At 62.0% G+C, this 12,370-nt stretch carries 13 protein-coding genes and 1 tRNA gene; 8 read left to right on the top strand and 6 right to left on the bottom strand.

Annotated features, from left to right (window positions below):
- Positions 1-5: 5 nt before the first annotated feature.
- Positions 6-1,055: a tRNA preQ1(34) S-adenosylmethionine ribosyltransferase-isomerase QueA gene (gene queA / locus MF6396_RS06675; RefSeq protein ID WP_078479939.1), complete on the bottom strand. Its 1,050-nt coding sequence runs from the start codon at positions 1,053-1,055 to the stop codon at positions 6-8.
- 108 nt (positions 1,056-1,163) lie between these two features.
- On the opposite strand from queA, the gene MF6396_RS06670 reads away from it, so the two are divergent.
- A tRNA-Leu gene (locus MF6396_RS06670) sits at positions 1,164-1,248 on the top strand.
- Positions 1,249-1,796: 548 nt separating this feature from the next.
- Here the strand turns inward: MF6396_RS06670 and MF6396_RS28415 are convergent.
- Entirely contained in the window at positions 1,797-2,357 is a 561-nt protein-coding gene (locus tag MF6396_RS28415) for a hypothetical protein (RefSeq protein WP_143516664.1), read from the bottom strand.
- 455 nt (positions 2,358-2,812) lie between these two features.
- On the bottom strand, positions 2,813-3,718 hold the full coding sequence (locus MF6396_RS06660) for a LysR family transcriptional regulator (RefSeq protein WP_058541407.1): 906 nt from the start codon (positions 3,716-3,718) through the stop codon (positions 2,813-2,815).
- A gap of 107 nt (positions 3,719-3,825) precedes the next feature.
- Here MF6396_RS06660 and MF6396_RS06655 point away from each other — a divergent pair, with 107 nt between their 5' ends.
- Genes MF6396_RS06655 through MF6396_RS06645 form a run of 3 tightly spaced genes read left to right on the top strand, consistent with a single transcriptional unit; the run spans position 3,826 to position 6,376 of the window.
- Positions 3,826-5,067, top strand: a complete 1,242-nt coding sequence (locus tag MF6396_RS06655; protein ID WP_078479938.1) for a D-amino acid dehydrogenase — start codon at positions 3,826-3,828, stop codon at positions 5,065-5,067.
- 25 nt (positions 5,068-5,092) lie between these two features.
- The gene (locus tag MF6396_RS06650) at positions 5,093-5,443 is read left to right on the top strand and encodes a RidA family protein (protein ID WP_043864449.1); all 351 of its coding nucleotides are present in this window, start codon (positions 5,093-5,095) and stop codon (positions 5,441-5,443) included.
- 30 nt (positions 5,444-5,473) lie between these two features.
- Positions 5,474-6,376, top strand: coding sequence for a transporter substrate-binding domain-containing protein (locus tag MF6396_RS06645; protein WP_043864448.1), 903 nt, complete (start codon positions 5,474-5,476; stop codon positions 6,374-6,376).
- A gap of 218 nt (positions 6,377-6,594) precedes the next feature.
- On the opposite strand, the gene MF6396_RS06640 is transcribed toward MF6396_RS06645, so the two are convergent.
- From MF6396_RS06640 to MF6396_RS06630, 3 genes are all read right to left on the bottom strand, one after another.
- Positions 6,595-6,894 (bottom strand): addiction module antidote protein, encoded by a 300-nt coding sequence (locus MF6396_RS06640; RefSeq protein ID WP_043864447.1) that lies wholly within the window; start codon positions 6,892-6,894, stop codon positions 6,595-6,597.
- Positions 6,895-6,896: 2 nt separating this feature from the next.
- Positions 6,897-7,187: a type II toxin-antitoxin system RelE/ParE family toxin gene (locus MF6396_RS06635; RefSeq protein WP_443217201.1), complete on the bottom strand. Its 291-nt coding sequence runs from the start codon at positions 7,185-7,187 to the stop codon at positions 6,897-6,899.
- A gap of 246 nt (positions 7,188-7,433) precedes the next feature.
- A complete protein-coding gene (locus tag MF6396_RS06630; RefSeq protein WP_078479936.1) occupies positions 7,434-8,342 on the bottom strand; it encodes an EamA family transporter in 909 nt (302 codons plus the stop codon).
- Between the two features lie 93 nt (positions 8,343-8,435).
- On the opposite strand from MF6396_RS06630, the gene MF6396_RS06625 reads away from it, so the two are divergent.
- The 4 genes from MF6396_RS06625 (at position 8,436) to MF6396_RS06610 (ending at position 12,364) form a co-directional block, all read left to right on the top strand.
- The gene (locus MF6396_RS06625) at positions 8,436-9,218 is read left to right on the top strand and encodes an AraC family transcriptional regulator (protein WP_058541403.1); all 783 of its coding nucleotides are present in this window, start codon (positions 8,436-8,438) and stop codon (positions 9,216-9,218) included.
- Positions 9,219-9,456: 238 nt separating this feature from the next.
- Positions 9,457-10,035 carry an FMN reductase gene (gene msuE / locus MF6396_RS06620; protein WP_078479935.1) on the top strand — a complete coding sequence of 193 codons (579 nt, stop codon included), beginning with the start codon at positions 9,457-9,459 and terminating at the stop codon, positions 10,033-10,035.
- Positions 10,032-11,177, top strand: a complete 1,146-nt coding sequence (gene ssuD / locus MF6396_RS06615) for an FMNH2-dependent alkanesulfonate monooxygenase (RefSeq protein WP_078479934.1) — start codon at positions 10,032-10,034, stop codon at positions 11,175-11,177. The genes msuE and ssuD overlap by 4 nt, the downstream gene beginning before the upstream one ends.
- Entirely contained in the window at positions 11,174-12,364 is a 1,191-nt protein-coding gene (locus tag MF6396_RS06610; RefSeq protein ID WP_043864441.1) for an acyl-CoA dehydrogenase family protein, read from the top strand. The genes ssuD and MF6396_RS06610 overlap by 4 nt, the downstream gene beginning before the upstream one ends.
- Positions 12,365-12,370: the final 6 nt, after the last annotated feature.

Here is a 12,370-nt window from a genome sequence, read left to right as displayed (position 1 = left end):
GCGACTCATGCTTGATCCTCGGGCCCGCGTGGCGCCGGATTGCGGGTGATGAACATGGCATCACCGTAACTGAAGAAGCGGTAGCCGTTTTCCACCGCTGCGGCGTAGGCAGCCATGGTCTCGGGGTAACCGGCGAAGGCCGAAACCAGCATCAGCAGCGTGGATTCGGGCAAATGGAAGTTGGTCACCAGGGCGTCGACCACGTGGAACGGGCGGCCCGGGAAAATAAAGATGTCGGTATCGCCGCTGAACGGCTTGAGCGTACCGTCGCGCGCCGCGCTTTCCAGCGAGCGCACGCTGGTGGTGCCGACCGCGACCACCCGCCCGCCGCGCGCCCGGCATTCGGCCACGGCGTCCACCACGTCCTGGCCCACTTCGAGCCACTCTTTATGCATGTGGTGATCTTCGATGCGCTCCACGCGCACCGGCTGGAAGGTGCCGGCGCCCACGTGCAGGGTGACGAAGGCGGTGCTCACGCCCTTTTCGGCGATCTTGCCCATCAGCTCTTCATCGAAGTGCAGGCCGGCGGTGGGCGCGGCCACGGCGCCGGAGCGCTGCGCATAGACCGTCTGATAGCGCTCGCGGTCGGCGCCTTCGTCGGGGCGGTCTATATAAGGAGGCAACGGCATGTGCCCGACGCGGTCGAGCAGTGGCAGCACCTCTTCGGTGAAGCGCAGCTCGAACAGCGCGTCGTGGCGCGCGACCATCTCGGCTTCGCCGCCGCCGTCGATCAGCAGCTGGGTGCCTGGCTTGGGCGACTTGCTCGAGCGCACGTGGGCGAGCACGCGATGGCTGTCGAGCACGCGCTCGATGAGGATCTCCAGCTTGCCACCGGAGGCCTTCTGGCCGAACAGTCGGGCCGGGATCACCCGGGTGTTGTTGAACACCATCAGATCGCCCGGGCGCAGGTGCTCGAGCAGGTCGGTGAACTGGCGATGCGCGAGCGTGCCGGTAGGCCCGTCGAGGGTCAACAGCCGGCTGCTGCGCCGTTCAGCCAGTGGATGGCGGGCGATCAGGGAATCTGGAAGCTCAAAGGAGAAATCGGCGACGCGCATGATGGTGATCGGTTTGACAGGGCCGCAAAGTTTAGCGGAAAGCGGCAAAATTGACCATGAAAGCTGATTGACCAACGGTAGGCGCCTCACTATACTTCGCCGCCACAAGCCCTGATGGCGGAATTGGTAGACGCGGCGGATTCAAAATCCGTTTTCGAAAGGAGTGGGAGTTCGAGTCTCCCTCGGGGCACCATACAAATCCTTGTAAATCAAGGACTTAGAGAAGGGGTAGAAAGAAATTTCTACCCCTTTTTCTATCCAGAAAATCTGTTCTTCTCAAACCCATTTCCCTCGGAAAATGCGGCCCCAAAGCGTTACACCACGCGAAGCCAAGATCATACAAACCCACAAAAGGCAATAGATTTTATGGGTATTCAAGAACCTTCGCGTCTCCGGCAAGGTCGTTTTTTGCGGTTGAACGTGTTCAAGCATGAAAATTGAGCACGGGTCTAACCCTAACTTTTAATTTTTGACAGCTACCATCCAACCCTACATATATTTTCAATCTACCATTGACACAATATTTCGTTGCATTAAGCCATTATTTGACTGTCATCGAAATTAAAAGACCGAACAAATCAAGCATTCAACAATGCTTGGCAACTGTATAGCAGGCATTGAAAAGGCCACCTTGAAAGGCAGCCTGATAGTTATCGACCATTATACGAACGCGGTCTATCTTCTCTTCATCGACCTCAAATCAACAAAAACACTGATGTGCTTTATTGTCGTTTACACATTTCAAAAAACAGTGCCATCATCCAAGGCAGACTTCAACTCGCTCTTGTAATTACTCTTATTGAAACTGTCGACTTTCTTGTAAGTATTCAGCTTTTCAGGAGAGCGATATTGCGTATCACTTGCGAACGATTGAAAGGTGTCATCGTCAACCATTCTTATATGCATTTGAAGCTCCCTTGAATCATAGCCATAAAACTCAACAAAACCGGGAATTTGACTTTGACGTGCAACCATCAACGCTTCTTTGACTGGCTTGTCATAGAGATAGAATGTAGCAGTCACCATAATGGCACCCCCGGATTCAGTATTGTTCTTACCGAATTGGGGATTCACATAAGGGGTGAACACGACCCCACCATCCATAGCCTTGGTTTGTCCTAGCCATTTACGTTCTTTAATCGCACTGATTGTCTTATTGATAGGTCCAGAATACTCAACGCTTCTTCTGTCTTTATCAAGCTCGACGTGTTCAAAGGTTTCTGCTGATGCTGTGCACGCAAAAGCGGCAACCAACGATGCCAGCACAAAGCTTTTAATTTTTTCCATCTTTTCCTTATCCATTCAGTTGAATCGCGAGAGCCAAGCCTTGCTGGTAAGGCAAAATGCTATCACCATTTGAGCAATAGTTAAACGCCAGCATTCCAACATCGCGGGGATGCAATATATTTAAGACTGGAACTTTTATGCGAGTTCTTCAAGTGCTTTCCTTCGGAATACCTGTCAACAGTCATCCGCAACAAACCCTCTGCTTTATGACCTACCCATGAAATGATGACAAGGTTTTTTACATCTGCACGCTCTAATGTAGCAATTACGGTTTTTCGTATGCGGTGGAAAACACATCGCTTATCACAGCCCAACTCTGTTTTGGATGTTCTTACCGAATGGCTTCCAAACCCATTACTATTTCGATGTACATAGCCGTCCAACGACGACTACGCAACACCCATAAAGCCCGCTGACTGCGGGCTTTTTAGTCTCTGGGGTTTCATCCCCTTCCCTGGCAAGTCAACGCTTCAGCGCCAACAATCCAATTGCCCCTGCGCACGAGTGCTGAAGATCGTCAGCAGCTCGCCCAGTGTATGCGGTGGCGGTTCGGCAGCGCGGGTCACCGCGTACAGGGTGATCGGCAACGCTGGAGCCAGGGGGCGAATGGCGGTGGCCCCAGGCGACGCGCTGAGGGCGGTGAAGGGATCGATCACCGCCAGCCCTGCACCGGATTCGACCATCGCCCTGGCCAGTGAATAGGTTTGCACCGCGATGCTCACCCGTGGCGGCGGCTCTACCGCCTCGAGATAGCTGTCGAGGCGGGCCGACAGCGGATCGGCACTGGACAGCCCGATCAGCGGCGCGTCGGCCAGGGCCTGCAGCGGCAGCGGCTGGCCTTCTTCCTCCTGGGGCCAGTAACCGGCCGGCGCCAACGCCACCAACACCCCACTGGCCAGCGCCTGGGCCTTGAGCCCCGGGTGATCGGGTAGTTGCAGGGTCAGGGCGACATCGATTTCGCGCATCAGCAGGTTCTGCACCAGCTCGCGGCTATGGGCACTGGACAGCTCGCAGGCGATCTCCGGATAGCGTTGCGTCCATTCATGAATGGCCGGCGGCAACAACGACAGGGCCAGTGCCGGGGTCGCGCCGATCCGCAGGCTGTGGCCCGGCTCGCGGCGCAGGCTCTGGGCCAGGCGTCGCACCCCTTGCAGGCTTTCGGTGACCTTGTCGACCTCACGCTCCAGCTCCAGCGCTTCCGGGGTGGCCTGGAGTTTGCCACGCACCCGTAGAAACAACGGGAAACCCAGATGCTGCTCAGCGTGTTGCAGCACTTTGGTCACGGCGGGTTGGGAGACGTGCAGTAACTGCGCGGCAGCGCTGACCGACCCGGTCTGACGGATGGCCTGGAAGATCTCGATGTGGCGAAGGCGCATGGCGAGTCCATAACCTTTGTTTATGGGATGACCATCTTTATTCATTGTTCGGCGCCTGTCACCTGGCTCTAACCTCGGTCTCGTCTCAACCACGGCTAAGGAATGACATGGCTCAGCGTGTATGCATCATCGGCGGCGGCGTCATTGGCCTGGCAACGGCTTACGCACTGGTGCGCGATGGCGTTGAGGTGACCCTGGTCGAGGCGCGGGATTCGCTGGGCAGTGAAACCAGCTTTGCCAATGGCGGCCAGTTGTCCTATCGCTACGTGGCGCCCCTGGCCGATGCCGGCGTGCCATTGCATGCCATCGGCTGGATGCTGCGCGGTGATTCACCGTTGAAGCTGCGCCCCCGCCTGGACCCGGCGCAGTGGCGCTGGATGGCGTCCTTTCTGGGGGCCTGTCGCTCCTCCGTTAACCGCACCAATGCAGCCCACCTGCTGCGCCTGGCGTTGTTCAGCCAGGCCACCCTGCAGGCCTGGCGCGAGGACGATGCCCTGGACGGTTTCCACTGGCGGCGCAATGGCAAGCTGGTGACCTTTCGCAACACCGCGAGCTTCGAGCACGCCCGCCACAGGCTGGCTGCCCCCCAGCAACAGCAGGTGCTGTCGTCTGCCGACTGCGCCCGCCTGGACCCGGCGCTGGCCGATGCCCCCTTTGTTGGCGCGATCTACACCCCCGATGAAGAGGTCGGTGACTGCCACGGCTTCTGCCAGCTACTGGCGGCGCGTTTGCGGGCCTCGGGCCGTTGCGAGTTCCGCCTGGGCCAGGCCGTGACCGGTATTCGCCAGGCCAATGGCATGGTGAGCGCAATCGAACTGGGGGATGAAGTGCTGCCAGTGGAGCATCTGGTGATTGCCGCCGGCCATCGCAGCCCACTGCTGACGTTGCCAGGGGGGCACCTGCCCCTGTACCCGCTCAAGGGCTATAGCCTCACCGTGCCGATCGGCGCCCACCACCGGGCCCCGGACCTGAGCATCACTGACTATGACCGCAAGATCGTCTACGCCCGCATCGGCGAGCAACTGCGGGTAGCGGCCATGGTCGACATCGTCGGCTTTGAACCGGCGCTGGACCCCAAGCGGCTGGCCCTGATCAAGCGCCAGGCGCGTGACACCTTCGCCAATGCCGGCGACTACGAGCAGGCCATCGAGTGGGCCGGTATGCGCCCGGCGACCCCTAGCGGCGTGCCGCTGCTGGGCGCAACCGCGTATCGCAACCTGTGGCTCAACCTCGGCCATGGTGCCCTGGGCTTCACCCTGGCCTGCGGCAGTGCGCAGTTGCTCGGCGAGCTGATCGGCCAGCGCCGCCCCTCCATTGATCTGCAGGGCTTTGCGCCCCGTGTGGCCTGAAATTACCCAAGAGAAGGACTATCCGATGACCATCAGCCGCATCCAGACCAATCCACGCTTGTCCGCTGCCGTGACCTTTGGCGACCTGGTGTTTCTCTCCGGCCAAGTACCGGGTGATGCCACCGACGCCGCTGGCCAGACTCGCCAGGTGCTGGCAAAAATCGACGCGCTGTTGGCCGAGGCGGGCAGCGACAAGGATCACCTGCTCAGCGCGACCATTTACCTGAAGGACATAGGTGAGGATTTCGCGGCGATGAACTACGTATGGTCGGACTGGTTGTCGCCTGGCCAGGCACCGAGTCGCACGACCTTGCAGGCCGAGCTGGCCCGCCCGCAGGTGCGAGTCGAAATCAGCGTTATCGCGGCCCGCCGCTAAGCAATCCATCACCCACAACGGAGAATAACAATGCAAAAAATCACGTTGCTCGGCTGCACCCTGGGCGTATTGCTCGGCACTCAAGTGCAGGCTGAAGAAACCTCGCTGGGGCCGACCCTGAGCAAGATTGCCAGTACCAACAGCATTACCCTGGGTTATCGCGATGCGTCGGTACCCTTCTCCTACGTGGGCGATCACTCGGGTCAACCGATGGGTTACTCGGTGGACCTGGCGAACAAGATCGTCGAGCGCGTGCAGCAAAAGCTCGCGGCGCCCCAGCTCAAGGTCAAGTACAACCTGGTGACTTCGCAAACCCGCATTCCGCTGGTGCAGAACGGCACGGTCGACCTGGAATGTGGCTCGACCGGCGTGACCGCTGAGCGGCAAAAACAGGTGGCGTTTTCCTACGGCTTCATCTACGTCAAAGGCCAGTTGCTGACCGCCAACGACAGTGGGATCAAGAGCTTCGCCGACCTGCGCGGCAAGAACGTGGTGACCACCGCCGGCACCACCAACGAGCGCTATCTGAAGAGCTACAACATCGATAACAAGATCGACATGTTCGTGATCAGCGCCAAGGACCACGGCGAAGCCTTCCAGCTGTTGCAGTCCGGTCGGGCAGCGGCGTTCTACATGGACGATGCGTTGCTCTACGGCGAGCGCGCCAAGGCTCGCGATCCGCACAAGTGGGTAGTGGTTGGGGAGGAGCAGTCTCGGGAAATCTACAGCTGCATGGTGCGCAAGGACGATCCGCAATTCCTCGCACTGGTGAATTCGACACTGGGCGAGCTGTACAGCTCGGGGGAGATCAACGGGATCTACCAGCGCTGGTTTGAGCAGCCGATCCCGCCAAAAGGCTTGAACCTCGAGTTCCCGATGACCAGTGAACTCAAGGCGATCATTGCCAAGCCGGTGAGTGATCCGGTGCAGTAGCGATCAGTGCCCTCACCGGTTGGCGCGGGCTACCCGCCACCAGGGCTTGGGGATTGCTATCCCCCAAACGGTAGGTCGAGCAGCAGTGTTCCGCTGAGTTCTTCAGCGTTCACTCTGAGGCGATTCACTGAGGACACGGTGATTTTTCTGGGCTGCCATACAGGCAGCTCAGAAGTTGTTTCCAGACAAAAAAGTCGCTGAAGCATTCCAGAATCAACCTACACCGAAGCCCCTCGATGCGAGCGCGCACAGAGTTCGATTCCCAGCGCATGCATCACCTTCAGCACCGTATCGAAACGAGGCTTGGCGCCTGGCGCGAAGGCCTTGTAAAGGCTCTCTCTTCCCAATCCAGTCTCTTTGGCAACCAGCGACATTCCGCGCGCTTTGGCCACGTACCCTATTGCACGTAAAAGCTCGTCGCTGTCGCCCTCTGCCAGCACCTGAGACAAGTACTCGCTGATGGCTTCATCACTATCAAGCAGTGCCGCCATGTCGAATGGAATCAATGTAACGCTCATGGTCAAACCTCTTTGGCCAACCGCTTGGCCATCCGGATATCTGCTGCTTGAAAAGACTTGTCCCCGCCTGTCAGCAACAAGATTGCTACGCTGCTACGCACGGTGAAGTACACCCGATAGCCTGGGCCGGAATCGATGCGCATCTCTGAAACACCATCACCAACCGCCTTCGTATCCCCCAAGTTGCCCGCAAGCGCACGTTCGATGCGTCGACCAATGGCGATCCTCGCTCGTACATCGCGTAGCGCCAGAAGCCAGCCGCTGAATGCCAAAGTCTGTTCTATGGAATAGATCACATCAGGCCCTGAATGTATCCCTACGGATACAGGCTGGCAAGCAAGATCACGTTTGGATGCTTACCAGACTGCCGGTGAATCGCTCGCCTTTCGAGCGAGCAACTGGAATACGATGGGCGCTTGCGCATGCCTCTGGAACAAGACAATTCCTGATTTGAAGCGGTACATTTCCCAAGGTTAAAAACCTGCCAGCTGCTGCAGTTGCAAGAGCATGTCACCTCACTTCGCCAGCAACGCTGGCGCCTACACCGTCTCGCGCTCCCCTGTAAGCGCCAGCCTTGCTGGCGAATGCGCCCGCCCAGGCCACTTCACGAACCCCGCCCCCAGCGCCGCCAGAATCAACCCGATCGAAACCGCCTCGTGCGCATCCACCCGGTGACCCAGCAGCACCATCGACCCTGCCACCCCGAATACCGGGATCAGCAACGACAACGGCGCCACCTTCGACACCGGATACTCACGCAGCAGCAGGTTCCACCCCCAGTAACAGAAGTGCGTCGCCGCATACACCTGGAACATCAGCGAAAACACCGCCACCCACCCCACCTGCGCAACCACCCCGGTGAACGGCGCGGTGCCATGCATCAGCCAGGTGAGCAACACCAGCGGCAGCGGTGCGAACATACTCGCCCACACCACAAAGGCAAACATCTCGCGCACCTTCGAGCGCTTGATGATGACGTTGCCCACACTCCAGCTGAACGCACTCACCAGCAACAAGCCATAACCCACCACCGAGCCATCGCCGGGCCTGCCACCGATGATGGACACCAGCCCCAGCACTGCCAGCACCACCCCGACGCCCTGCCCCACGCCAAGGCGTTCGCGAAACAGCAACACGCCCCAGCCCAGGGTGAAAAACGCACTGAACTGCACCAGCAACGCCGCCGTGCCCGGCGGCACGCCCAGCTCGATACCCAGGTTGATCAACGCCCACATCGCCACGCCAAAGATCAACCCGTATGCCGCCACCCAGCCCAGGCCGACCGCCGGGCGCCGGATGAAGAACACCCACGGCAACGCCGCCAGGGTGAATCGAAACGCCGTCAACAGCAGCGGGTCAATCGCGGCCAGGCCGAGCTTGGTGATGGGAAAGTTGAACCCCCACACCGCCGTCACCAGCACGGCCAGGGCCAGATGTTTCTTTTGCATGGCGTACCTATCCCGAAAGTCAGGGCGCCACTATGCGCAATGAGCACACTGGCTCGCTTGCACTATCAGGTCATAGATCATTAAATTCGGGCCATGCGCGAAATCGACATCGACCCCTATGAACACACCCCCCGCGACGCCGTGGTCACGGCCAACGACTATGGCGACGGGCAGCACTTTGCCTTGCATACCCATCAGCGTGGGCAGTTCGCCTATGCGGCCTGCGGGGTGATCACGGTGTTCACCCGCCAGGGCAACTGGGTGGTGCCGCCGCAGCGGGCCATCTGGGTGCCCGCAGGCGTGCCCCACGAGATGAGCATGAACGGCCCGGTGACGATGCTGAACACCTATGTGCGCCAGCCTGCCGCCACCCGCCTCGGCCTGCCCGAACACTGCCAGGTGTTCGGTGTGTCGACGCTGCTGCGCCAACTGCTGCTGGGCGCCCGGGATGTGCCGGCGCTGTATGCCGAAGGCAGCCGCGAGGGCTACCTGATGAACCTGCTGCTGCACGAGATTGCCGACATGCCGGCGCTGTCGCTGAATGCACCGCTGCCCAGCGAACCCAGGCTCGCCCGGGCCTGCCAGCACTTGCTGGCACAGCCCTCGCTGGATACAGGGATCGATGACATGGCCCGCCAGGTGGGCATGAGCCGGCGCACCTTCACCCGGCTGTTTCGCCAGCACACCGGCATCAGCTTCGTGGCATGGCGACAGCAGGCATGCCTGATGGCGGCGGTGGTGCGCCTGGGCAATGGCGAGGCGATCACGCGGGTGGCGACGGACCTTGGCTACAGCAGCCCCAGTGCGTTCACCAGTGTGTTCCGGCGCGTGCTGGGCGCGGCGCCCAGCCAGTACTTCGCCAACGCGGCAAGTTGATGCACCACGATTCGCTGCAACCCAAGCAGTAGCGCGCCAGGCCTACACAGATAGCCAACTGTCTGCCCAGCAACTGTTGCCCCAGCAACAGCCAGCCAACAAAAACCTCCCGCACCAACACCATTGCCACCTCACTACCGCGCCAGGCCCAGCAAAAACGGGGCCTGCGACTGTGGTACGGCTCTTGCTCAAGCCTGGGTAACGCTCTGAGCGCAGGGCCACACCACAGGACGCACACATGACCGCAGCACTCAAGGTCGTCGCCGTTTCCGGCGGCGCCTATCGCCCCTCACGCACCCTGGCACTGACCGAGGCGATCGTCGCCGAGCTGGGCAAGCACCTGCACATCGACGCCCAGCTCATCGAGCTGAGCGAGATCGCCCGCCCGGTAGGCGGCGCCCTGTCGCGCGCCGAACTGCCGGCCACGGTCGAACAGCAGCTGCAGGCCATCGAGCATGCCGACCTGCTGATCGTTGCCTCGCCGGTTTACCGGGGCTCCTACCCCGGCCTGCTCAAGCACCTGTTCGACCTGGTGGGCCAGGACAGCCTGATCGACACCCCGGTGCTGCTGGCCCCCACCGGTGGCAGCCCGCTACATGCGCTGGTGATCGACCACCAGCTGCGCCCGCTGTTCAGCTTCTTCCAGGCCCTGACCCTGCCCATCGGCGTGTATGGCAGCGAAGGCGACCTGCAGAACTACCAGGTCAGCAGCCCGGTGCTGCAAGCCCGTGTCAGCCTGGCCGCCGAGCGTGCCGCACCGTTCTTCGCCGCACACGCCCACAGCCAGCGCAAGCTCGCCAGCGGGGCCGAACGGTGAACGTGTTCTGGTTCCTGCCCACCCACGGCGACGGTCATTTCCTCGGCACCAGCGACGGCGCGCGCCCGGTCACCCTCAACTACCTCAAGCAGATCGCCCAGGCCGCCGATGGCCTGGGCTACCACGGCGTGCTGATCCCCACCGGCCGCTCGTGCGAGGACTCCTGGGTGGTCGCCTCGGCCCTGGCGCCGCTGACCGAACGCCTGCGCTACCTGGTGGCGATACGCCCCGGCATCATCTCGCCCACCGTGTCGGCGCGCATGACCGCCACCCTGGACCGCCTGTCCGGCGGGCGCCTGCTGATCAACGTGGTCACCGGCGGCGACCCCGACGAGAACCGCGGCGACGGCATCCACCTCAGCCACAGCGAACGCTACGAGGTCACCGACGAGTTCCTGCGTATCTGGCGCCGCGTACTGCAAGGCGAGTCGGTGGATTTCGAGGGCAAGCACTTCAAGGTCGAGAACGCCAAGGCGCTCTACCCACCGGTACAAAAGCCCTACCCGCCGCTGTACTTCGGTGGCTCGTCCGACGCCGCCCATGACCTGGCCGCCGAACAGCTGGACGTCTACCTCACCTGGGGCGAACCGCCCGCCGCCGTCGCCGAGAAGATCGCCGATGTGCGCGCCCGCGCCGCCAGGCACGGGCGCACGGTGAAGTTCGGCATCCGCCTGCACGTGATCGTGCGCGAAACCGCCGAAGAGGCCTGGCAGGCCGCCGACCGCCTGATCGCGCACATCAGCGACGACACCATCGCCGCGGCGCAACAGTCCTTCGCGCGCTTCGACCCCGAAGGCCAACGGCGCATGGCTGCCCTGCACGGCGGTCGCCGCGACCAGCTGGAGATCGCCCCCAACCTGTGGGCCGGTGTGGGCCTGGTACGGGGCGGCGCCGGCACCGCGCTGGTGGGCGACCCGCAACAGGTGGCCGCGCGCATCAAGGAGTACGCCGACCTGGGCATCGAAAGCTTCATCTTCTCCGGCTACCCGCACCTGGAGGAGGCCTACCGCTTCGCCGAGCTGGTGTTCCCGCTGCTGCCAGAACCCTACGCCAGCCTGGCCGGGCGCGGCGTCACCAACCTGACCGGGCCGTTCGGCGAAATGATCGCCAACGATGTGCTGCCCAAGGCGCAGACCGCATGAGTGCCAAGCAACCGGAACCCACCCTGCTCAGCCCGCTGCAGACCGCGCGCGCGCTGGCCGCCGAGTTCGCACTGACCGCCGCCGAACGCGACGAGCGCGGCGGCACACCCAAGGCCGAGCGTGACGCCATTCGCCACAGCGGCCTCTTGGCCCTGAGCATTCCCACGCAGTTCGGCGGCATGGGCGCCAGCTGGGGCGAAACCCTGAACATCGTGCGCGAGTTCGCCCGGGTCGACAGCTCCATCGCCCACGTGTTCGGCTTCCAGCACCTGATGCTGGCCACCGTGCGCCTGTTCTCCAGCCCCGACCAGTGGCAGCCCTGGTTCGAACAGACCGCCCGCAAGAACTGGTTCTGGGGCAATGCCCTGAACCCGCTCGACACCCGCACCGTGGTCAAGAAGTACGACGGCTGGCGCGAATTCTCGGGCAAGAAGAGCTTCTGCTCCGGCGCCAGCGACTCGGAAATGCTGATCGCCTCGGCGGTGGATGAAAGCGCCGGCGGCAAGTTGCTGATCGCTGCCATCCCCACGGCACGTACCGGCATCACCCTGCATGGCGACTGGAACAACATGGGGCAGCGCCAGACCGACAGCGGCAGCGCCACCTTCGAGCGCGTGCGCGTCGAGGAATCCGAACTGCTGCTCGACCCCGGCCCGCTGAGCACCCCGTTCGCCTGCCTGCGCCCGCTGATCGCGCAACTGCACTTTGCGCACATCTTCCTCGGCATCGCCGAAGGGGCGCTGGAAGAGGCGCGCCAGTACACGCTCAAGGAAGGGCGACCGTGGTTCAAGTCCAATGCCCGGCACGTCAGCGAAGACCCGTACATCCTGCGCCACTACGGCGACTTCTGGGTGGGCCTGGAAGGCGTTCGGCTGCTGGCCGAACGCGCCTGCAACCAGCTCGACGAAGCCTGGCACAAGGGCCCCACGCTGAGCAGCGACGAGCGCGGGCAACTGGCGCTGTCCATCGCGGCGGCCAAGGTGGCGGCCACCCGCACCGGCCTGGACCTGTGCAACCGCCTGTTCGAAGTGACCGGCGCGCGCGCCACGCATGCCTCGCTGCGCTTCGATCGCTACTGGCGCAACCTGCGCACCCAGACCCTGCACGACCCGGTGGACTACAAGGTCCACGAGCTGGGTGACTGGGCCCTGAACCGGACGGTGCCCGCCCCGTCCTTCTACTCCTGAGGGCTG

This window comes from Pseudomonas sp. MF6396, from assembly GCF_002018915.1.
Taxonomy (GTDB): Bacteria; Pseudomonadota; Gammaproteobacteria; order Pseudomonadales; family Pseudomonadaceae; genus Aquipseudomonas; species Aquipseudomonas palmensis.
This window is presented reverse-complemented; position numbering and strand designations above follow the sequence as displayed.